Genomic DNA, 22,120 nt, shown 5'->3' on the forward strand with positions numbered 1-22,120 from the left:
GGTAAGCAATGGGATGGACGCCCCCACCTATAAAGGCATTGATGTGCCAGAGTGGAGGTGTCGTCAACCACTCGAACAGCGGGAGCGCCCACCATGGAGATTACAACGATCGGCATTGACCTGGCGAAAAACGTATTCCAGGTCCACGGGGTGAACAAGCACGGCAAGGTTCTGCTTCGTAAGCAGCTTCGTCGGGAACAGGTCGCGACGTTCTTTGCCAACTTGCAGCCGTGTTTGATCGGCATGGAGGCGTGCGGAAGCGCCCATCATTGGGCGCGCAAACTTCAGATGTTCGGGCATACGGTGAAGTTGATGGCGCCTCAGTTCGTGAAGCCGTACGTCAAAAGCAACAAGAACGACGCGGCCGACGCCGAAGCCATTTGCGAAGCGGTTGGTCGGCCGTCGATGCGATTCGTGCCGATCAAGAACATTGAGCAGCAGTCGGTGCTTTCACTGCACCGCGTTCGCCAGGGTTTCGTCAAGGCCCGCACAGCGCAGGCGAACCAGATTCGTGGCCTACTCGGCGAATTCGGAATCGTTGTGCCGCAGGGCATCGCCTATGTCGCCCAGCGAGTACCCGAGCTCATCGAAGATGCCAGCAATGCGTTGCCGGGCTCGTTCCGCCTGCTGATCAACCGACTGCTCGAGCATCTGCAATTGCTGCATCGCCAGGTCGACGAGATTGAAGCTGCAATCAAGGCCTGGCACCGCGACAATGCAGTGAGCCAGCGCCTCGAGAAGGTACCAGGAATCGGCCCTCTCACCGCAACCGCTCTGGTGGCAACCGTTGGCGATGCGAAGAACTTCGACAACGGCCGGCAACTTGCTGCCTGGTTGGGGCTCGTTCCACGCCAACATTCCAGCGGCGGCAAGCAGAACCTCCTGGGCATGAGCAAGCGTGGTGACGCGTATTTGCGGACCATGTTGATCCATGGAGCCAGATCGGTGATCTATCGGGCGACGCAGAAAGCCGATCCAAACTGTTGGGTTTTTAACGTCACGGCCCGTCGTAACAAGAATGTGGCCGCTGTTGCCTTAGCGAACAAAACGGCTCGTACCGTGTGGGCGCTGCTTGTCCATGAGCGAAGTTTCCAGCCAGGCTACACGCCACGTACTGCGTGATCAAACAGGTTAAATCGAAACAAGCAAAGTCGTTACGGAACTGAGGAACCCTACCACCGATTGCTCAGGCAAACACGAAGTGATGGCAGGCAGGTAAGACCGTGGCCGGTGAAGCCCAAAAATGACCGAGGCACCGAGAGTGCGCGTAAGCGATAGGGAACTGGCCAGCGAAACCCATCAGGGACAGTGAGCCCGTCTCACAACGAAAGTCCGAATGTACGGGTGCAATCTTCCTTCTACCGTTCACCAACTGCGAGCTTGGCAAACCGGGGGCGTCCATGTACGGTCAATAAATAGCGCCCTTTCCATGAGGGTCAGGAGGTCAGAAGCTAGGTGTCCGCGTGGACACCTGCACTCAGACCTCAATGACAGAGCAACCTAATCTTCGAAACAGACTCGTAGTCGGCCGCAAGCGAGACGGTCGACGTGAATTTGACGAGGCAGCACGGCAGGAACTGGTCGAGCTGTGCTTGCGGCCTGGCGTGTCGATTGCTCGCACGGCGATGGATCACGACGTCAATCCGAACCAGTTGCGCAAATGGATCGCGAGCCATCAACAACGGCAACTTGCGCAGCCATCGGCTGATGAGGTTGTGGCCGACGGCGTACCCATCGATATTCCAGGGCCAACGTCCCGTTGTCCATCACCCGAGTCGCCGTCTGCATTTGTGCCGGTGATGTCGGCCTCACGGCAGCCGTCACCGCCGCGATCGACTGAGTTGCTCATGGCGATCACGTTACATGTGCGGCTACCCAATGGCGTCGAATTCGATCTCGGCGAAGCGAGCCTCGATGAATTGGCGGCAATCGTCCAGATGCTGGGGAGGTTGCCGTGTTCCGGCTCGACGAAGCGCTGAAGGTCTACCTGCATCGTGATCCGGTTGACTTCCGCATGGGCATCAACGGGCTGTCGATCCTGGTCGAACAGGCGATGCGCCTGAACCCGATGACCTCTGCGTTGTTCGTCTTCGGTAACCGCCGTCGCGATCGAATCAAGATTCTCGGCTGGGGCGGCAACGGTTTCTGGTTGCTGCTCAAGCGACTCGAGGCCGACCGCTTCATCTGGCCGAACGGGGGCGATACGATCACGCTCAGCGTTGAGCAACTGCACTGGCTGCTCGACGGTATCGACCTGGCCGTGATCCAGAAGCATCCGCAGCGATATTACGAGCGAATGAGCTGAACACCGGGCGCACGGCCAAGTCTAATCGACCATGCCGAACGCTCCCGTCATGTTGAGCGCCGAAGAGTATCAGGCGCTGATTGCCGCGATCGCCGAGCGCGATGCGCTGCGCGGCGAGCTTCGGCTCGTGACAGCACAACGCGATCTGGCCGAAGAAAAACTGCGGGCCTACAAGCACGAACTGTTCGGTGCATCGAGCGAGTCTCGCCACGCTGACCAGCTCGGCCTGTTCAACGAAGCCGAGGCATTGGCGACGACTGCCGACGTGCCGGCGCGCGAAGACGTGCTGGGCACGTCGGTCGCCGCCCACACGCGCGGCAAGCGCGGGCGCAAACCACTCGATCGGAACCTGCCGCGCGAGGTCGTGCGGCATGAGCTGCCCGAGTCTGAACGGTTCTGCGCGCATGACGGACATGCCCTCGTGGAGATCGGCGTGGAAACGAGCGAACAGCTCGACGTGATTCCCGAGCAGGTGCGTGTCGTTCAGCACCAGCGGATCAAGTACGCGTGCCCATGCTGCGATCTTGGCATCAAGGTCACGCCGGCACCGGCTCGGATCATCCCGCGCGGGCTACTCACGGAATCCGCGCTGGCGTGGATCATCACCGGCAAGTACCAATACGGAATGCCGCTGTATCGCCAGGCCACGCTGCTGCGTCGCTTCGGCGGCGACATCTCGTCGAACACGCTGGCCGCCAGTGTAGTGCGAGTGGGACTGGCCACGCAGCCGGTGATCAACCTGATGCGCGACGCGCTGCTCGAATCGGACTTGATCTACGGCGACGAGACGACGTTCCAAGTGCTGAAGGAACCGGGACGAAGGCCGCAGGCGAAGAGTTACCTCTGGGCACAGATCAACGGCTCGGGGCCGCCTGTGCGGATGTTCTCGTACTCGCCGGGGCGCGGCGCCCAGCATGCGCAGAAGCTCTATGCCGGCGTGCAGCCTGGCACCGTGCTGATTACAGACGGATATGAGCTCTACAACGGCATCGCCCACGATCACCAGCTCGTGCATCTCGGATGCTGGGCACATTATCTCGAGCCCGATTTTATCTGTTGAGTAACGCCCGAGGCCTTAGCTCACGAGCGATGACATGTCGGTGTGCTTGGCATAATATTTCCCTGCGCTTACTTCCTCGCGGGCGCTCTTGGGAACGGCCATGCAGATTCTCGTGCGTACAAGTTCCGACGTGGAAGCCTACATCTCCGCGCGCGAGTGGACAGTTGCAAACCTGCCCGCTTGTCCACTGCATCCTGAGGGTGGCTGTGGCATCGCTCGGCACGGAAGCTATGCGAGAGCAAAGCCCGCTGGTGTCCGTGTAGCGCGCTGGTATTGCCCGCGAGGACATTGCACCTTTAGCCTGCTGCCGCACTTTCTGGCTGCGCGTATGCCCGGATTGCTTGTCGAGATCGAAGAGGCGTTCGCGGCGGCGACTCGTTTGCCGAGCATCGAGGCCACTGCTTCGAGCATTCGTGATCCGGAGATATCTCTCACGTCGGCGGTTCGCTGGTTGCGTCGTCGCATCTTGCCCGTCCGGCGCGCTATCCAAGCCCTGAGAGACGCCAATACCGAGACTCCCTTGGTAGCCGATGCTGGCTTTCTGACGCGTCTCCGCCTTGATCTCGACGGTAGTGACCTCGCGCATCTACCCGCACCACTGGGGTTCCAGTCCCGGCGGGCGCAACAACAAGACGTTGTAACCAGGGACGTCCAACACAAGATGGGGCCTGGCGCGCTCAAACGGACGAGTTATCCTGGTCGACAACACAATCGCCAGTTGCAACCAGTCGTATGGTCACGCGATCTCAGCAGTCAATACAGCCTGAACGCACGCCCACCTCCCGGGACATCCTGCGTGTGTGGCACGCTGACTCCAGCATCGGTCCGAGCACCGCTCGGCAGTACCTGTATTGGATCGGCCGGTTCAGACGCTACTGCGATGCGCTCGGGCTCAACGAGCCCAACGAACTGACGCACGACGCGGTCCAGCGCTTCCAGGTGTGGTACGCGCATTCGCGTGGAATCACCACTGCAAATCTCGCGCTTGCGGGTTCGTCTGTGCGCGCACTGCACCGGGTCTACGAGGTAATTGGCGTAGCCGTTCCACCATGGAAGCAAGTCGCGCGCTGCCCTGTGCCTGCCACAGCGGTCCTGCGCGACTACGCTGCTCATCTCAAGCAGCATCGTGGCAACCCCGAGGTAACGATTCGCAAGAAGCTCTACCAAGTCGGCAAGCTCCTCGAACACCTGCGGCGTTCCGGCAAGACTTGGCGACACTTGAGCTTGCCTGACATTGATACGTTTCTTACCGCGTGCGCCCAGCAAGGTGCGCGCTCAACGACGGCCGACATCGCCAGTACGGTCAGATCCTTTGCTCGCTTTCTACTGCTCAGCGGACGGATTCGCGTTGACCTTGCCGATGCGGTGATCTCGCCCGTGCAACCCCGTTTCGAACGTCCCCGACGAGCCTTACCATGGGAGGATGTTCAACGACTGCTGCGAGCCGTGGACAAGAGCACGGCGTGCGGATTGCGCGATCATGCGCTGCTGCTGATGATGAGCACTTATGGCCTCGGTGCCGGCGAAGTGATCGGCCTGCAATTGCAGCACATCGACTGGAATGCCTGCACGCTGCAGATGTTTCGTCCCAAGACAGGCGTCAGCTTCATTCTGCCGATGCTTCCGTCAGTGGCCAGCGTGCTCGCGCGGTACCTGCGTTATGGGCGCCCGGTACATACACCGTCACGGCATGTGTTTGTTCAGATGAGGGTACCGTTCGGCGCGCTCACCGCTTCGTCTGCAGTACGGCACATCCTCATCAAGCATGCTGCGATCGCCGGTATCCAGGCTCCCTACCTAGGTAGTCATGTCTTGCGGCATTCAAACGCTGCACGGCAACTCGATGTTGGCACCAAGGCGCGAGTGCTTTCGGATCTGCTTGGCCATCGCGATCCTGAATCGGTGTCGGCCTACCTTCGCATCGCGACACAGTCGCTGCGCGAAGTCTCGTTGCCGGTACCGCGATGAACACAAAGGTTACCGCCGCACGTCTGGCCCGTGACGCAAGGGACTTCCTGGCGTTCAAGCGAGCCTTGGGAATAGGCTACGTGCGCGCGGAGTTCGTGCTCAACGCCTTCGTGCGCTACGTAAGCGACCGGTACGGCGATTGTGCGGCACCACTAGATCGGGTAGTGGCAGAGTGGGCGGCGAGGATTGATGGTCGCAAAGCTGTCACGCTAGGGAATGAATTCGGTGTCGTTCGTCAGCTGTGCCTCTACCGTCGCCGCAGTGATCCACGCAGTTTCGTGCCGGATCATGCCCTGGCACCTGTCAAGGAATCGTTGTTCGTACCTTATATCTTGAGCCGCGAAGACATACTAACCCTTCTGAACGCCGCGACGCGCCACGAAGGCCGCAACATGTGGGGAGCAATGCTGCGAGCGCTCATCCTCGTGCTGTACTGCACCGGGATGCGCCTCGGCGAGGTCGCGAGACTGCGTATGGCGGACGTCGATCTGCGTCGAGCCATTCTGACGGAACAACGAAGCAAAGGGCGTTCGCGCATCCTCGCAATCCGCGATGATCTCGTCGACGAACTGCAGCAATACATCCGCCGCCGTGAGACGGTTCTATCGGCAAGCGGCGCTGACGATCCCTTGACACTGTTCATCCGTCGCGACGGTTCAGCACTCACCTCGCGGGCAGCGTCGGATGCGATTCGAAGCTTGTTGCGCGGCTTCGGTCTGAAGCCACCACGCGGACGCTCCGGCGCCAGACCCTACGAGTTCCGGCACGCCTTTGCAGTACACCGGCTGACTGCGTGGGCTGTCGAAGGTGTGGACGTGCATGCGAAGCTGCCGTTGTTATCCGCCTACCTCGGGCACCAGAATGTGCTGGGCACCGAAGTCTATCTGAAGGCCACTCCGCAATTGCTGCAACTGGCCAGTCAACGCTTTGAACAACGTGCGCGCGGCAAGCGTCGGCTGCCATGAACCGCCTGTCGCAACCTGGCCTCTTCGCTCATGTGCAGTCGTACTTTACCGAGTACCTGCCACGGCAACGTGGTGCCAGTGTTCACACCATTCGAGCCTACCGGGACGCACTGACGTTGCTGTTCAGGTTCGTTTCCGAGCAGAGCGGTCGAAGTGTTGCTGCCTTGAGCCTCTCCGACCTCGATGCCATCGTGATTACACACTTCCTCGATCACATCGAGGCCGATCGATCAAACTCAACGGCGACGCGCAACTGCCGACGCGCGGCGATCCGTGGCTTCTTCAAACACCTGTTGCGGAACGACCTGACTCACTCGCAACAGTACATACGGATATTGGCCATACCAGCAAAAAAGTCCCGACAGGTGCCAGCAACTTACCTTGAGCCGGAAGATGCAAGACTAATAATAAGCATCCCAGACAAACGAACGTGCGATGGTTGGCGAGACTACACGCTGCTGCTGTTTCTCTACAATTGTGGTGCCAGGGTCAGCGAGGCTACGGGACTTCGTTGGGGTGATCTGCAGTTGACCGTGCCGAGGCAGGTGCAGCTGCGTGGCAAAGGAAGAAAGGAGCGCGTGCTGCCGCTATGGCCGGAAACCGCCAATGCGTTGCACCGTCTGCGCGGTATGTCACGAAGAGATGACGGACAGTGCGTATTCGTCAATCGACACGGGCAACCCCTCACCCGCGATGGCGTTGCCTACATCCTTGACAAATACACCACTGCGGCAGGTCACCAGAAACCAGCATTGGTACGCAAACACATCACACCCCACGTCCTTAGACATAGCTGTGCCGTAGCCTTGCTGCAATCCGGAACCGATGTAACCGTGATCCGTGATTACCTTGGCCATACCAGCGTCACAACGACAGGGCGGTACATCACGATCAACCTGCAGATGAAGGTCGATGCCATGCGAGCGTTCTGGAAGAAGGCTGGCATACAACCGGCGAATGTAAAGCCATGGAAGCCCAACGCCGATCTTCTCGCGTTCCTACAGTCCTTGTGATCGCGGTCGAACTTTATGCGGAGTGCGCACCTCCGATTTACTCCATGTACATGGACCGCGATCCGATTCTGTCGAGATAAAATCGGGCTCGAGATAATGCGCCTTATGTAGAGCTCCGCATAAGGCGCACGTGCGCCGCGGCTTCATCAAGGCTGGAGAGTCGGTACCGAAGGCGGCTCGCTCGCCAGACTTGCTGGCGACACGCTTCGTGGCGCTGATCGGCAAGCTGTTCGCTGCCGAAGCGCGCAGTGCGAAGTGGAAGCCTGAACGCCGGCAGCGACTGCGCGCCCGGTACAGCGCTCGCGTGCTCGCCATCATCGAGCGCATGCAGGTCGGGAATCTGCCTACCGTGGTGCCGTCGAGTTTGCTCGGCAAGGCATTGCAGTATATGAGCGGACAGTGGCCCAAACTGGTCCGCTACGTCGAAAACGGCAACTGGCCGATCTCGAACAACCTGTGCGAGAACGCGATCCGGCCGTTCGTCGTTGGCCGCAAGGGCTGGCTGTTCTCCGATACAGTCGCCGGTGCGCAGGCCAGCGCCAACCTGTACTCCCTCGTCGAGACCTGCAAGGCGAACGGCATCGAACCGTATCGCTATCTCGTCTGGTTGTTCACGAAGTTACCGCGCACATCCACTGCCGATGAGTACGCGGCACTCATGCCATGGGATATGCCTACTGCAGAGGAAGCCCCTCGCCGGCAGGTGTAGCGCGCTATGCGGCGATCAGAGTGGCACGATCGGAATGTTCCACCCGAGGAACGATGCTCGGTCGGGCGCTTCGTCCACGCCATGAGGTAGGCGATCGTCGAATATGAACCAGTCGCCAGCCTTCGGTTTATGGCGAACCCTGCCTTGCCGGAAGGTCAGGCCGTCGTTGTGCAGCACCACCATAAGTACCAGGCCCTCATCGTCCGTGTGCATGTCGGCGGCGGCCGTTGCCACGAGCAGTTCCTCACGGCCCCGGTAGTCGCTGTCGGCGCGACGGTAACCGAGCGCAGTGAGATCCGGAAGCCACACGGCACCATTGCGACTGGCCCAAGACGGAATTGCATAGGTTTCGACCTGATCGCCGCAGAACTCACTTTCGTCAGCGGCGGTGTAGAACTCGTTGGCTAGTTCGTCCGATAGACGAATAACGTCACCCGGAATCTGGACCGAGCCAAGAATGGAACCGAGCGGCAGCGTGCCTCCCGCTGGGCGGGTCGGCATCGGGCGCTGGCGAATGTGGGTGCGTTGCATGGCGAGTTGCGCCTCTTGTGATCGGGTATAGACGAATTATTCCAGATGGCGCGCGTCATTCAAGGACAGGCGCACAGTCCCGGTTCGCTTGCTGTCAGAAAAGTGCCTTAAGCCGCACCGATCACCATGCCAAACGCGTCCCGATAGGAAGGCAGATCCACTGAGAGGTGTGATTCACGGACCGCTTACAATCAATCGCATCGACGAACTTCTGCCTTGGCGTGTGGCCGACAAGCTGCACACACCAGGCAGTCCGCCAGATCCCTCTTCCTGACTGGCAGTTCCAGTCACCATCTTGCCTTACGCGCACGCGAATGGACGAACGGCCCAACTGAGGCTCTTACCGCTTACCCAACGCCGCAAGCCGAGCTTTGCCAATTGTGGGTGTCAGGCGCACGGCGGGGTCCGGGCTTAGGCGCGGAGAGAGAGTGATGAACGTTTCGTGCGAACGAAAAAAAAGCCCCGCAAGGTGCAGGGCCACCACTCAGGAATGCTCTGCCTCAGCGGCAAATCGTTTTATACGTTCGACTTCCGTTTCTTCGGCAACCTGAATGTCGGCACGCTCAAGTTCGGATTTAACGTCGGCGTAAACCGCTGCACTTGCATCGAACCGGCTTTCAGGCGGGCGGACGACAAACAACGCGTCACCGTATAGCTGCTTGTCACGACGCAACTTCTTGATCTTGCCCAGCCACTCCCAGCCGTGATCGTAGAGACGTGTTGGATCGCTTCGATCAAGGTCCAGCGGCTTGATCAGGCGAACAGCGCGATCCGTCTCGTCAACCTTGACGAACGGAACCCTCGCCTGGATGTCCAGACCAAGGACGCGTGTCTGATAGGCTTTCTGCAGGTCGACGGCCTTCAGAATTCCTCTCACGCGTTGCTCGACCATCCGTTCCTGATAGACGGGGGTCGCGAACGACCGCCCAACGTAATAGTCGAAATACTCCTCGAGCGCGATCCGTGGATCTGCAACGATCGCACCGCGGGGCGTATCGGCGTAGATGATCGCTTCGCGAGGACGAGAAAGCTCATCAAACGCAAAGTTGACGAACTCCGCGCTCGGGCCGTTCACCGCGCCGATGAACGCACGCTCAATCATCTGACCGATACGGAAAAGTTCGTTGCGGAAAGTGTCGCGCGCCCGCTTGTACACGGTGACGTCGAGTTCATCAAAGAACGCGGTAATACGTCCTACCCGGTCAAGAAGCTTGTAACCAAAAAAGCGTGCGGTTGGGCTCATCACCACAACCCCGACGTTGGCGAACTCTCCTGTTTCAGGGTATGGCATGAACCGCACGAGAGCATATCTGCATGCGTGTTTCATGTTTTGTTCCAGAAATCTGCTAAATCGACTCGATCCAATACATGTTTGACCTTATCTGGTGTCAAACGTGCCGGGACTCCAGGTGCGACCTCCAGCCAGTCATCGGGCATTTTGTCGCACGCCTCTTCAAACCGGCGTAGTGCGGTGCGCATCCGTGTCTCGTAGGCCGGCCGCGCAATGAAGTCCTGGTACACACTGTTCCAGTCTGCCGCAAAAACGTGCCCAGCGAGGAACTGTCTGGGGTCGAATGTGTCATCGAACGCCAGATTGTAGTCGATTACGATCAACTCCTGCTGAACCACATGCCACAGCAGGTTCACGTTTCCACCAAGGCTCGTCAGCGTGCGGTCGTCGTTTTTGACCCACCAATCGAACACCGCGACATCCCGGCGCAGTTGATCCGGAACACGGTCGACAAAACCAAATGGGAGGTCGATGACACTGTCAGCAATCACCGACCCGAAAGCATAACCCACCCCAAGGTCCTGAAAGTCAGGTAAGCCAAGCCATTCCATTTCTTCCGGGATTTCAACGATCCGGAATTCAGCAACGGGCAGACCAAATGCCAGTGCCAGGCTGGAGGCCAGCCATTCGGCGATGAGACTCTGGCGACCAGCGTCGCGCCCCTTCACGTAGTAGAGTCGACCGTCCGCGCCGCGGCAACGGAACGGGAGCGTGCGCCCCTGAACCGAGCGCGCCTGAATTTCGACGATCTGGACCACTTCCCCGTTAATCATCAGCGCGTCCAGTTCCGAGAGGCTCCGACGCAGCGCGTATGGCGATCGGGCGTGTCACCGTGCAGCCCCCTAAAATTCGTCGACTCATGTTTCTCTCATGCCTCTGGCTCTTTATATTCGTTGCTGCGTCCGCGCTCGGCGTCCAGCGCCCACGGCGCGTTCGCAATCTCCCAGATATTTTAACGGGAAGCCGCCATATCCCCTCCGGGCGGCCGCCCGGATTGACTACATCCGCCTGGCTCAACCGGCCGTGCGTCATTCAACCTTCCCCCCTGTGGTCCTCAACGCGTCAGCGGCTCCAGAGTCAGAACAACCCGCCCTGCCGCGCGTCGCGCACGGCTGGTAAGGAGACCTTCGCGCGTCGAGCCCCGCGACGGCGAGCGACGCGGCGCACGTGAGCGACGAGATCGGCCTGGGCGACGTCGGCGTCCCGCGCGGCCAGCCGCAGCGCGTAGCGCCGGACGCCAATGTGTCGGGTCCATGCAATGCCCGCAAGGAGAGACGCAGCCCTGCGCGGTTCACGCGTCCGACGAAGTGAAACCTGTTCCATTCCAGAAGTAAATCTGGTAGTGCCCGATGAGGCATGGCAGCTGATTTTGAATTTATCGCCCCAAAAAAGCAGAACGCGTCTGCGGCAAAAAGGAAGAGCGCCTCAGAGTGGGCTTGCTAACGCCTGATGATATTTCCATGTTCTGTGGCAAGAATAATCGGCCGTTATAGGGACAAATCACTCTTCGTCGTCATGCACCGAAGGGGCACAAGAAGCCCGGATAAATCTGTGCACAGCCGATCAATATCCCCGGCTTGCTGCACTTCACGCATCCGGGTAAAAACTGAAAGCCAGTTTGCTGGCGTCATCGCAATCTCCGTAGCTAGTTCGTAATGACGATGCGTGGCCCATCTTCGTCGAGACGAAATTCGTCGGTTCGACCGGCTCGAACGTCGAGCAGGAGCCTGTCCAGAGCAGCAACCTTGGCGTTATCGCCATCGGTTGGCGGGACGCGCCCCCCGTCCGGGATCGTTGATCGCGTCCTGATCAAAAGGCGGATTGCCTCTTTCCGCTTAATGAATATCTTGGCCACACAAATACTCTGCAAACGGTTACGACACCACAGTCGGCATCGCCAACGCCAACAGCCGCCCGACGGTAAAGGAGTCACTACCGGATTGTGCACGCTTTGAGCTCAGCGCTTTAAACACACGCTAAAATCTTCCTCACATATTCCGCAATCGAACCATCTGTCTCGCAGAACATGCGCGGCAGGTGAGCGGTACGCTTCTCATGCCGGACCCTCCCGTTCCCGCCATGACACCGCAACAAGTAGACGCCGACAGCTACCCGGCCAAGCAATACCCGGAAGACCGCCCCCCTGCCGGACGCGAAACGACGTCCCCCGGGGCAATGCCACCTTTCGCGCTCTCCGTGCAGAAAGACAATTTCGCGAATGCAAAGGCGAGGGTCATGCTGCTCGTCGAGTCCGAGACACCGGGCGTGGAAACCACCCGGGTAGTCAAACGCCAGGTTGGCGACTGGACGTGGTTCGACATCGATGCCTGGCACTCGACCTCGAAACGCTGGCTAACCCGCAGGGGTGTTCCGGAGCGTCGGCGCGCTTTCGAAATCGCGCGACTGCGAGCCTGGCTGGAAAGCGAAGATTAAGGCGTGTCATGCCGGACTACCGCACACACCATTCTGGGCATCGGCGTATGCCCTGCTCATGCCCTCACGCCCGGTTTTCAACCGCCGCAGCTGACTTCGATGAGATCGCGGCGTGCGACAGCGCCCGGACGCACCACCTGCTGTCGCAGGAATCCAGTTCCTGTCTGCGCCGCGAGGCTCACGCGCATCGCCTCCAGACGCCATCCAGCATACCCGTCTGGTGCAGCTGGTCGCCCAGTTGTGCCTGCAGCGAGTGGATCTCCGCCTGCGCGCTCCACATCGCGCGTGGCACGATGTGGCACCCCTACGGCCCACGAGCGCCTTGCCATTCGACGAATTGCGGCAAGGTTTCGGAGTCGCCGTTGCAACCTTACGCAGTTCTGTATGAATCTTCAGCGTAATCATATCGCCCGTCGCAATGTGACAATCGCTCCCGGACCGATTTCTTTTTCCTCTCCGGCGCCGACCTGACAAAGCGCCGTGCCGCTCAGCACGACAAAGGTTTCGTCCAGCGCGCGGGCCGTATAGCTGTACGTGCCAGGCGTGGTGCGACACACGGCGACGGCAGCCGGGTCTTCCGCGTCGCTTCCGTCCACACGCAACGGGCTCAAACGCCCGGCACTGCAACCCTTTCGAAGAGGTGACGAAGCGATCCCAAGGAGGAATAGGCAGCTAACACCTCGCTCGCAGTGCACGCCACCTTAAGATCTCGATAACACACGCCAATTTGCGCCTTCACCCGTTGGGGCGCGCAATCCTTACTCTACGCCGCTTGCGCCAGGGCCATTAAGAACATTTCAGATTCTTAATTTGCTACCAAAACTATCATTGGCGCTGTTGCTTGAAGCGTAGCGCGACGCTCCTCCGCGAGCGATGCGCCGACAGCAGCGACATCGTGGCAATGCCCATCCATCATGACAGGGAACTCGCAAATGAGCCGCATCACTACGCCTGACGGTACGGAGATTTTTTACAACGACTGGGGTACCGGTCAGCCTATCATCCTGGTCGGCGGGTGGCTTGTGAGCGCCGACATGTGGGAATACCAGGCGCTCTTTCTCGCCAGCAATGGATTCCGAGTGATCGCCTATGATCGTCGCGGTTTCGGGCGTTCTAGCCAGCCGTGGTCGGGCTACGACTACGATACTCTTACCAGTGATCTGGACGAATTGATCAGGCAGCTCGACCTCACCGACGCCATCCTGGTCGGCTACTCAATGGGCGGTGGGGAAGTTGCAAGGTACATCGGGACTCATGGATCGAAGCGTATTGCCAAGGTCGTTTTGCTTAGTGCTACCACCCCTCTACTAGTGGCACGGGCCGACAACCCGGCAGGGGTTCCCCGAGACGTCTTCGATGGGCTACGGGCCGGTACACTTAAAGATCGCGCCGAATTTCTGGTTAATTTTGGTCGCGCCTTTACCGGGGCCGATCGTGACCCATCCGCGGTCACACAGGCGATGCTCGACTGGACATTCGATATGGCAATTAAAGCGAGCATAAAGGCAACCCATGACTGCATTGCATCCTTTTCGGAAACCGACCTGCGTCCCGACCTGGTAAAGTTCGACATCCCAACTTTGGTCATTCACGGCGGCGCAGACCCTGTTGTGCCAATCGAACTTTCAGGCAAGAAGTCCGCGTCGCTAATTCCAGGCGCAAAATTTGTTGTCTACGAAGGCGCCTATCATGCTCTCTACTACACGCATAAGGATCGGCTCAATCAGGACATATTGAGCTTCGCTCGATTGTCGTAGGATCGCCACTGAAGACGGCTGCGTGACTTCAAGCATCCAACAGGATGTAAGCCTCATCGGAGGGCTTGTTCGCCTTAGCAGCGACGCCAGGCAAAGCGAGTACTTGCGAACATGTGCATGGCACTTTGGCTCGCCCATGCACTTTGAATAAGTAGGTCACACGCCGTTGTCTGACTTTCGACATTCTGGAAAGCGTCGTTGGGGCGTCGGACGACATCGGCGTGAGCGAACTCGCCGCGCGGCTCAATACGACCAAGGCGACGATCTTTCGCCATCTGCAAACGCTGATGGAACTGGGCTATCTCGCGCAGAACCCGGTGACCTCGCGCTACCGGCCGGGCGTGAAGGTGTATCTGCCGAGCCGCTCGGCGGCCTCGCGCATCGACTTGCTGAGCGCGTCGGAAGCGGCCATGCGCGATCTGCGCGAGGAATTGGGCATGTCGGTCGTGCTCTCGGGGCTCGGCGCGCGTGAGCTGACGGTGCTCGCCACCGTGGTCGGCAAGGCGCCGCTCGAGATCGGCGTGCGGCCCGGCACCAACCTCGCGCTGCACGCGAACGCGCAGGGCTATGTCGCGCTCGCGTTCGGTCGGCCCGAACTGCGCGCGCAACTCAAGCGTCAGGAATTGAAGGCGTACACGCCGCACACCGTGACCGCGCACGCCAGGCTCGACGCCGTGGTGCGCTCGACGCGCGAGGCGGGCTACGCCGTGGCCCACGAAGCGGAAACGCTCGGTATCAGCGCCGTGGCCGCGCCGCTGCTCGACAGCACCGGTTTTGCGATCGGCACGCTCGCGCTCGTGGGCAGCATTCAGTACCTTCCGAAGGCGCCGCCCGCCGCGATCGTCGACCCGCTCGTACGCACGGCGCTCCGTATTTCATGGAATCTGAGCTACAAGGGCAGCGATCTGCGCCGCGACCCGGCCGGGCCAGCTCTCAACGGTTGAAATTGCCGGGCGCGGTAGTGACGACATCAACGAAGGCGTCGATGAAGAGTCGATGTTGAAACGCGCGATGCGGATACGGCAGCAAACCGCGCCGTATCCGCATCGACGTCGGCCACCTTAAGCACGTGTCACGCCGGCGTGTCGCTAACCACGCTGCGCTGCGCCGCGCGTCGCTGTCGCAGTTGCGGCACGCAGGCCATCGTGAGCGCGCCTACGAGCGTGACCACCGAGAGCGCATAGAGCCCGCTTTCCAGATGCCCCGTGCGGTCGCGCAGCCAGCCGATCAGGAACGGACTCGCGTAGCCGCCCAGATTGCCGATCATCGCCATCAGCGCGATCGCGGCGGCGGCGGCCTGGCCTGTCAGCAGCACGCCCGGCAGCGCCCACAACACGCAGAAGCCCGAAAGACCGCCCGCCATCGCCACGCTCAGGCCGATCAGCGAGAGCCACGGCTGCGTGTGAAAACACGCGCTGAATGCGAGACCCGCTGCCGAAAGCGCCGTGGCGATCGTGCCGTGCCAGCGGCGCTCCTTGGTGCGGTCCGAATGCTTGCTCACGATGATCATCACCACGGCCGCGACCGCGAACGGCACGGCGGCGAGCAGACCGGTCGTGAAGAGACTGCGCACGCCCAGGTTCTTCACGATCTGCGGCATCCAGAACGACACGCCGTAGGTGCCGCACAGCAACGTGAAGTTCGTGACGATGAGGCACCAGATGCCCGCGTTCGTGAACGCGGCGCCGAAGTCGTGGCGGGCGCCGTCGCGTTCGTTCGCCCCGCGCTCCGCCGCGAGTTGCGACGTCACGCGCGCGTTGTCTTCGGCGCTGAGCCAGTGCACCTTGCCGGGGCCGTTGTCGAGATAAAAATACGTGACGGTGCCGAACAGAATCGCCGGCGAGCCTTCGAGCAGAAACAGCCACTGCCAGCCCGCAAGCCCGCCCACACCTGCGAACGTCTGCATGATCCAGCCCGAGAGCGGACTGCCGAACACGCCCGCGAGTGCGATGCCGAGATTGAAATACGCCATCGCCTGCGAGCGTGCGTAGGTCGGGAACCAGTACGTGAGATACAGCACGATGCCCGGATAGAAGCCCGCTTCCGAAATGCCGAGCAGAAAGCGCAGCATGTAGAACGCCGTGGGCGTATGCACGAACAGCATGCACGAGGAGACGATGCCCCATAGCACCATGATGCGTGCGATCCAGAACTTCGCACCGAAGCGCTGCAGCATCAGGTTGCTCGGAATTTCGCAGAGGCAATAGCCGATGAAGAACACGCCCGCGCCGAAGCCGAACGCGGTGTCGCTCAGGCCGATATCGGCGGCCATTTGCAGCTTCGCAAACCCGACGTTCACGCGGTCGAGAAACGAAATGATGTAGAGAAAAAACAGGAACGGCAGGATGCGCCGCGCGATGCGGTTGTAGAGCGCCCAGTCGCGTGCTGAATCGAACGTCGGGCGGGAAAGCAGATTCATGGGTGTCTCCTCGACTGCGTAATGTGCTGTCTCGTGTACGGCTTTTAGGTGTGTGGCGTTTGCTGCTTGCTACGGTTCGCGCGACCGGCGGCGCGGCTCTCTGGCCGCTTCCGCCGGTCTTCGCATCGACGTGTTTTAAATCGCACCGCGTCAGGCCGGGCCGCGCTAGGCCGTGCGACGTGCGCCGGCTTCGCGCTGCGCGAGCATGAAGTCTGCGCAACGCTCGCCGATCATGATGGTCGGTGCATTGGTGTTGCCGCTCACGATCAACGGCATGACGGATGCGTCGGCGATACGCAGTCCTTCCAGCCCATGCACGTGCAAATCCGGCGCGACCACAGCCTGTGTATCGGTCCCCATCTTGCAAGTGCCGACCGGATGGAACACCGTTTTCGCTACCGAGCGCACGTAGTCTTCGTACACGCTTTCGGGGATCGAATCGTCGGCTGTATCGGGCAGCATGAGCATGCCGTCGAGCAGCCCCGCGAGCGACGGTGCGCGCATGATACGCCGCGCGAAGCGCACGCCCGCGACCATCGTGCGCATATCGGCTTCGTCGGAAAGAAAACCCGCGTCGAGCGAAAAACCGTCGTGTGGATCGGCGCTGCGCAAACGTAGCGCGCCGCGCGATTTCGGCCGCAGCGCGCACGGATTCACGGAGATGCCGTGACCTTGCGGCGGCGCGCGATCCACGTCGCCGACCAGCGCGGGCACGACGTGGAACTGCACGTCCGGGCGGCCACAGCCAGTGGCATCGACGAAAGCGCCGCTCTCGATCACATTCGACGTGAGCAACCCGCGCCGCGCCGCCACGTATTGCAGGCCGTGACGCAGCGCCTTCACGCCGCGATCGTGGCCGAGCAAACTGACCGGCTCGCGCGTGCGCCCATACACCGAAGCCGAAAGATGGTCCTGGAAGTTACGGCCAACGCCGGGCAGATCATGTAGCACGCCTACGCCCAACTCGCGCAGATGAACGCCGTCGCCCACTCCCGAAAGCATCAGGATCTTCGGCGTAGCCAGCGCGCCCGCGCTCAGCACGACCTCCTCGCGGCAACGAATTTCGTGGCGGCTGCCGTCGTCGGCGCGCGCGATCACGCCCGCAGCGCGGCGCCCTTCGAACACCAGCCGCTCCACTTCGTAGCCGGTGCGCACGCTCAGGTTCTGCCGGCCGCGCACGCGACCGAGATACGCGACCGCCGAACTGCAGCGGCGGCCCGCTTCGGTCGTCGTCTGGTAGTAACCGACGCCTTCCTGGTGGGTGCCGTTGAAGTCCTCGGTGTACGGCACGCCCGCTTCCATCGCCGCCTTCACGAACGCAAGACTCAACGGATGACGATGCGTGCCATCGCTCACCGTGAGCGGCCCGTCCTGACCGTGCAGCGGCGCGCCCAGTCGCTGATTGCCTTCGGCGCGGAGGAAATACGGCAAGACATCGGCGAAACGCCAGCCCGTCGCGCCCGCGGCGGCCCAGTCGTCGTAATCCTGCTGCTGGCCGCGAATATAGATCATCGCGTTCACGGAACTGCCGCCGCCCAGCGTGCGCCCTTGCGGGATGTACACCTCGCGGTGGTTCACGTGCGCCTGCGCATCGGTGCGATACATCCACGTGCGGCGCGTGCCGTGCACGCGGATGAACGTGCCCGGAATGTGGATGAACGGGTGATTGTCGCGTGGGCCCGCTTCGAGCAGCAGCACGTTACAGCCCGCCTCGACGAGACGCGCCGCAACCGTGCAGCCGCCCGAGCCGCCGCCCGCCACGATGTAGTCGAAAGTTTCCATGGTGTGGCTAGTCACGCGCCGCTCACACGCCGATCTGGCTGACGAACTTCGGCTGGAGATACGCGTCGAGTCCTTCGCTGCCGCCTTCGCTGCCGTAGCCACTGTCCTTCCAGCCGCCGAACGGCGTTTCCGGCGCGGCGAGCCCGAAGTGGTTGATCGACACCATGCCGCATTCGAGGTCGTCGGCGAGACGCGTGGCCGCGGCGATCGAGCTCGTGAACGCAAACGCCGCGAGTCCGTACGGCAGCGCGTTGGCGCGCGCGATCACTTCTTCGAGCGTGTCGAAACGCGCCACCGCCGCGATCGGGCCGAACGGCTCGTCACGCATCACGCGCGCGGCGTCGGGTACATCCGTGAGCACGGTCGGCTGGAAGTAGAAGCCGTCCGTGCCGCCGACCCGCGCGCCGCCCGTGCGCACGGTCGCGCCGCATTCGCGCGCGTCTTCGACGAAGGCGCTCATGGCGTCCACGCGGCGCGCGTTCGCAAGCGGTCCCATTTGCGTGGCGGCGTCGTGGCCCGCGCCCACGGCGAGGCGCGCGCTGTGATTCACGAAGGCATCGACGAACGCTTCGTACACGCCCGACTGCACGAAAAAGCGAGTGGGCGACGCGCACACCTGGCCTGCGTTGCGGAACTTGAGTCCGGCACCGAGCGCGGCAGCCGCGGCCACGTCAGCGTCGTCGCAAACGATGAACGGTGCGTGACCGCCGAGTTCGAGCGTGCAGCGCTTCAGATGCTGCGCCGCGAGCGCACCGAGCGCGCGGCCGACCGGCACCGAGCCCGTGAACGAGACCTTGCGAATAACGTCCGACTGGATCAGATACGACGAGACTTCCGCCGGCACCCCGAACAGCAGATTCAGCGCGCCGTTCGGCACGCCCGCGTCCTGAAACGCGCGGCACATTTCGATACACGACGACGGCGTTTCCTCCGGCCCTTTCGCGATGATCGAACAACCGGCCGCCAGCGCGCCCGCGATCTTGCGCACCAGTTGTGAGACCGGGAAGTTCCACGGGCTGAACGCCGCCACCGGTCCGACCGGCTCGCGCTGAACGATCTGGCGCGCACCGCGCTGACGAGGCGGAATCAGCCGGCCATACGCGCGGCGGCCTTCCTCCGCGTACCAATCGACGTGATCGCCCGCGCCGCCCGCTTCCATGCGCGCTTCGGCGAGCGGCTTGCCCTGCTCCTTGGTGATGAGCTGCGCGATGGTCTCCGCGCGTTCGCGCAGCAGATCCGCCGCGCGAACGAGAATTTTCGCGCGATCGTAAGCCGAGGTCTTGCGCCACACCTCGAAGCCGCGCTGCGCTGCCGCGAGCGCGAGCGCCATGTCCGCTTCGCTGGCGAGCGTGAGTACGCCGAGCGACGCGCCGGTGGCGGGGTCGCGCACCGTCGAGCGCTGCGCGTGCGTTCCGGCGCGCCATGCGCCGTCGATCAGCAAGGGAGTTTCCAGATTCATTGTGTAGCGTCCTTTACGGGTCCCGCGACCTTTGTTTGTTGCGCTTAATACTTTTTTTCGTTTCCATGAAAGAAACAACGTTCTTTCCATCGACACATCGTAGAGGCGCAATTCCACCAATGTCAAGCACTTGTCGCCTCGGTATAAATCCTGACGACTTTTATCGATGCCGATGCTTGACCGCCGCTTGAAACAACAACTAGGATTCCCTTTGTCGAAAAATTGTTCTTTTAATCGAAACACGCAGCACACCTTCCCCGCGCGCCGCGTCAACCACGAGGGACCCACGCAGATGAACTCGAAGAGCTATCAAGACCTGCTTCACAACTGGAACGACCTACCGCGCGAAGTGGTGCGCAAGGGCGTGGAACGCGTCGGTTTTCGCGGCGACGATGTGATGTGCGTGATGAACTGGCTCACGCCGGGCATGCAGGTGTTTCCGCACAGCCATACGTTCGAGCAGCTCGTGGTGATCGTGCAGGGCCGGGTGCGCTTTCATCTCGACGAGGAAGTGATCGAAGGCGGCCCCGGCACGATGATCCGAATCCCGCCGCACGTCGTGCATTACGCCGAACCGATAGGCGACGAAGTCGTGCTCAACCTCGACGTGTTCGCGCCGCTGCGCGAGGACTACCGCCATCTGGTCGAATACCAAGCCGATGAATTCGCGGCGAAGGACGCTTCGGCCGGAGCGTCCGCATGAGCGCGCTGACGTTCCGCCAGCGCCTGCGTTCGGGTGCGGTCATCGTCAGTTCGTTCATCAAGACCGGCCACTATCAGCCGGTCGAGGTGGCGGGCGCGGCCGGGCTGGACGCCGTGGTGATCGACGCGGAACACGCCGCCTTCGGCGCGGGCGAACTCGACGCGTGCCTGATGGCGTGCCGCGCCGCGGGCGTGGCCGGTCTCGTGCGCGTGCCGGACACCCAGGCGGCCACGCTGCTGCGCGTGCTGGACATGGGCGCGGACGGCGTGCTCGTGCCGCACGTGCGCAACGCCGCGCAGGCCGCGGAAATCGTCGCACGCACCCGTTACGCGCAAGGCGTACGCGGCTTTTCGAACTCGGCGCGCGCGGGCGATTACGGCGTCACGCCGATGGGCGAGCACATCGCGCGTCAGGACGAAAACATCTGCGTGATCTGCCAGATCGAGGACGAGGACGCGCTTGCCCATCTCGATGCGATCGCCGCCGTGGACGGCGTGGACTGCCTGTTCGTGGGTCGCGCCGATCTCTCCGTCTCGCTAGGCACCTTCGATCTGGACGCTCCCGCCGTGGCCCACGCCACGCGCGCGGCGCTCGGCGCGGCGGTGGACGCCGGAAAGACCGGCGGGATTTTTCTTGGCGAAACCACAACCGTGCCCGAATGGCGCGCGGCGGGCGCCTCATTTTTTGTCATCGGCTCGGATCAATCCATGATGCGCGCCGGCTGGCGTCAGGCCGCACAGCATGTGCGCGCCGCACTCTGAAAGGAATTGCCATGAACGACACCATCCTCGAACACGACACCACTGAGCAGGACGCACAGATCGACCGCCTCATGCAAGGCGCGATCGACCTGCATTGTCATAGCGGCCCTTCCGTGATGGCGCGCTATCTCGATCACATCGAGGCCATTCGCGAAGCGTCGGCTTCCGGCATCAAGGCCGTGCTGCTCAAGGACCACTACTATTCGTGCACGCCGGTTTCGTATCTGCTCAACAAGCATTTCGCCGATTCGGGCGTGCAGGTGCTCTCGGGCGTGCCGCTCAACAACGCCGTGGGCGGCCTGAACGTGCACGCGGTCGAACACGGCCTGAAGCTCGGCGCGAATCTCGTGTGGATGCCGACGTTCTCTTCGAAGAACCACATCGCGCATCACCATCAGGACAAGCAGTTCGACCAGAAATTTCCGCAGACGACCCAGCGCATGCTGGAGCCGATTCCGCTTACCGTGCTGACCGACGACGGCAAACTCAAGGACGAAGTGCTGGCGATTCTCGATCTGATCGCCGAAGCGGGCGTGGTGCTTTCGGGCGGCCATCTGCATATTTCGGAGATTTTTCCGCTGTTCGAGGAAGCGCGCAAACGCGGCGTTAAGCGCCTGCTCGTGAATCACCCCACCTACGTGGTGGACGCGACGCTCGATCACATGCGTCAGCTCGCGAGCGAAGGCGTGTTCATGGAGCACTCGATGTGCATGTGGGTGCCCGGCTCCAAGTTCAAGTTCTACGACCCCGAATTCTTGGGCCAGGTGATCGAGGCGGGCACCGTCGATCTGACGATTCTGGGCTCCGATCTCGGCCAGAAGGGCAACCCGACTATCGGTGACGGATTCCGCAGCGTGATACGCACCGCACTCGACATTGGATATAGCGAGTCGGACATACGTAAAATGACGTCGGGCAATGCTGCCCGGCTGATGGGCATCTGAGCCGCGCCGGGCCACAACCG

Annotated in this window: 19 protein-coding genes and 2 pseudogenes; 14 read left to right on the plus strand and 7 right to left on the minus strand. The window is 61.5% G+C overall.

The features are described from left to right. Positions 1 to 93: 93 nt before the first annotated feature. The 8 genes and pseudogenes from BMY06_RS36165 to BMY06_RS36200 form a co-directional block, all read left to right on the plus strand. Positions 94 to 1,122: an IS110 family RNA-guided transposase gene (locus tag BMY06_RS36165; RefSeq protein ID WP_074987640.1), complete on the plus strand. Its 1,029-nt coding sequence runs from the start codon at positions 94 to 96 to the stop codon at positions 1,120 to 1,122. Between the two features lie 365 nt (positions 1,123 to 1,487). Continuing rightward, entirely contained in the window at positions 1,488 to 1,979 is a 492-nt protein-coding gene (locus BMY06_RS36170; protein ID WP_074987641.1) for a transposase, read from the plus strand. Then, positions 1,955 to 2,305: an IS66 family insertion sequence element accessory protein TnpB gene (tnpB, locus tag BMY06_RS36175; protein WP_074987642.1), complete on the plus strand. Its 351-nt coding sequence runs from the start codon at positions 1,955 to 1,957 to the stop codon at positions 2,303 to 2,305. The genes BMY06_RS36170 and tnpB overlap by 25 nt, the downstream gene beginning before the upstream one ends. A 31-nt stretch (positions 2,306 to 2,336) precedes the next feature. Next, positions 2,337 to 3,338: pseudogene (gene tnpC / locus BMY06_RS36180) on the plus strand (IS66 family transposase); the annotation flags it as partial. Positions 3,339 to 4,163: 825 nt separating this feature from the next. Continuing rightward, positions 4,164 to 5,333 carry a site-specific integrase gene (locus BMY06_RS36185; RefSeq protein ID WP_244144462.1) on the plus strand — a complete coding sequence of 390 codons (1,170 nt, stop codon included), beginning with the start codon at positions 4,164 to 4,166 and terminating at the stop codon, positions 5,331 to 5,333. Then, positions 5,330 to 6,298 carry a tyrosine-type recombinase/integrase gene (locus BMY06_RS36190; protein WP_074987644.1) on the plus strand — a complete coding sequence of 323 codons (969 nt, stop codon included), beginning with the start codon at positions 5,330 to 5,332 and terminating at the stop codon, positions 6,296 to 6,298. The genes BMY06_RS36185 and BMY06_RS36190 overlap by 4 nt, the downstream gene beginning before the upstream one ends. Next, complete coding sequence (locus BMY06_RS36195; RefSeq protein ID WP_080180723.1) at positions 6,295 to 7,311, plus strand: tyrosine-type recombinase/integrase; 1,017 nt, start codon at positions 6,295 to 6,297, stop codon at positions 7,309 to 7,311. The genes BMY06_RS36190 and BMY06_RS36195 overlap by 4 nt, the downstream gene beginning before the upstream one ends. 124 nt (positions 7,312 to 7,435) lie before the next feature. Further along, a pseudogene (locus tag BMY06_RS36200) lies at positions 7,436 to 8,020 on the plus strand (IS66 family transposase); the annotation flags it as partial. Between the two features lie 15 nt (positions 8,021 to 8,035). Here BMY06_RS36200 and BMY06_RS36205 read toward each other — a convergent pair. The 4 genes from BMY06_RS36205 to BMY06_RS40590 form a co-directional block, all read right to left on the minus strand. Beyond that, the gene (locus BMY06_RS36205; protein ID WP_074987645.1) at positions 8,036 to 8,551 is read right to left on the minus strand and encodes a hypothetical protein; all 516 of its coding nucleotides are present in this window, start codon (positions 8,549 to 8,551) and stop codon (positions 8,036 to 8,038) included. 484 nt (positions 8,552 to 9,035) lie between these two features. Then, complete coding sequence (locus tag BMY06_RS36210) at positions 9,036 to 9,878, minus strand: DUF3037 domain-containing protein (RefSeq protein WP_074987646.1); 843 nt, start codon at positions 9,876 to 9,878, stop codon at positions 9,036 to 9,038. Next, positions 9,875 to 10,615 (minus strand): HipA family kinase, encoded by a 741-nt coding sequence (locus BMY06_RS36215; protein ID WP_074987647.1) that lies wholly within the window; start codon positions 10,613 to 10,615, stop codon positions 9,875 to 9,877. Before BMY06_RS36215 ends, BMY06_RS36210 begins: the two co-directional genes overlap by 4 nt. An 872-nt stretch (positions 10,616 to 11,487) precedes the next feature. Further along, positions 11,488 to 11,790: a hypothetical protein gene (locus BMY06_RS40590; RefSeq protein WP_341809785.1), complete on the minus strand. Its 303-nt coding sequence runs from the start codon at positions 11,788 to 11,790 to the stop codon at positions 11,488 to 11,490. 131 nt (positions 11,791 to 11,921) lie between these two features. Between BMY06_RS40590 and BMY06_RS36225 the strand changes: the two genes are divergently transcribed. From BMY06_RS36225 to BMY06_RS36235, 3 genes are all read left to right on the plus strand, one after another. Beyond that, positions 11,922 to 12,275, plus strand: a complete 354-nt coding sequence (locus BMY06_RS36225; RefSeq protein ID WP_124263369.1) for a hypothetical protein — start codon at positions 11,922 to 11,924, stop codon at positions 12,273 to 12,275. Between the two features lie 932 nt (positions 12,276 to 13,207). After that, the gene (locus BMY06_RS36230; RefSeq protein ID WP_074987649.1) at positions 13,208 to 14,032 is read left to right on the plus strand and encodes an alpha/beta hydrolase; all 825 of its coding nucleotides are present in this window, start codon (positions 13,208 to 13,210) and stop codon (positions 14,030 to 14,032) included. Between the two features lie 185 nt (positions 14,033 to 14,217). Continuing rightward, positions 14,218 to 14,976: an IclR family transcriptional regulator gene (locus BMY06_RS36235; RefSeq protein WP_260696523.1), complete on the plus strand. Its 759-nt coding sequence runs from the start codon at positions 14,218 to 14,220 to the stop codon at positions 14,974 to 14,976. Positions 14,977 to 15,104: 128 nt separating this feature from the next. Here the strand turns inward: BMY06_RS36235 and BMY06_RS36240 are convergent, their stop codons facing one another. The 3 genes from BMY06_RS36240 to BMY06_RS36250 all read right to left on the minus strand — a co-directional run bounded on the left by BMY06_RS36240 (position 15,105) and on the right by BMY06_RS36250 (position 19,692). Beyond that, a complete protein-coding gene (locus tag BMY06_RS36240) occupies positions 15,105 to 16,451 on the minus strand; it encodes an MFS transporter (protein ID WP_074987651.1) in 1,347 nt (448 codons plus the stop codon). 165 nt (positions 16,452 to 16,616) lie between these two features. Beyond that, entirely contained in the window at positions 16,617 to 18,233 is a 1,617-nt protein-coding gene (locus tag BMY06_RS36245) for a GMC family oxidoreductase (protein WP_074987652.1), read from the minus strand. A gap of 22 nt (positions 18,234 to 18,255) precedes the next feature. After that, complete coding sequence (locus tag BMY06_RS36250) at positions 18,256 to 19,692, minus strand: NAD-dependent succinate-semialdehyde dehydrogenase (RefSeq protein WP_074987653.1); 1,437 nt, start codon at positions 19,690 to 19,692, stop codon at positions 18,256 to 18,258. Positions 19,693 to 19,984: 292 nt separating this feature from the next. Here BMY06_RS36250 and BMY06_RS36255 point away from each other — a divergent pair, with 292 nt between their 5' ends. Genes BMY06_RS36255 through BMY06_RS36265 form a run of 3 tightly spaced genes read left to right on the plus strand, consistent with a single transcriptional unit; the run spans position 19,985 to position 22,100 of the window. Then, on the plus strand, positions 19,985 to 20,395 hold the full coding sequence (locus BMY06_RS36255; RefSeq protein ID WP_074987654.1) for a cupin domain-containing protein: 411 nt from the start codon (positions 19,985 to 19,987) through the stop codon (positions 20,393 to 20,395). Further along, positions 20,392 to 21,156 (plus strand): HpcH/HpaI aldolase family protein, encoded by a 765-nt coding sequence (locus BMY06_RS36260; RefSeq protein ID WP_074987655.1) that lies wholly within the window; start codon positions 20,392 to 20,394, stop codon positions 21,154 to 21,156. Before BMY06_RS36255 ends, BMY06_RS36260 begins: the two co-directional genes overlap by 4 nt. A gap of 11 nt (positions 21,157 to 21,167) precedes the next feature. Next, a complete protein-coding gene (locus tag BMY06_RS36265) occupies positions 21,168 to 22,100 on the plus strand; it encodes a DUF6282 family protein (RefSeq protein WP_074987656.1) in 933 nt (310 codons plus the stop codon). Positions 22,101 to 22,120: the final 20 nt, after the last annotated feature.

Source organism: Paraburkholderia tropica (genome assembly GCF_900109265.1).
Classification (GTDB): Bacteria; Pseudomonadota; Gammaproteobacteria; order Burkholderiales; family Burkholderiaceae; genus Paraburkholderia; species Paraburkholderia tropica.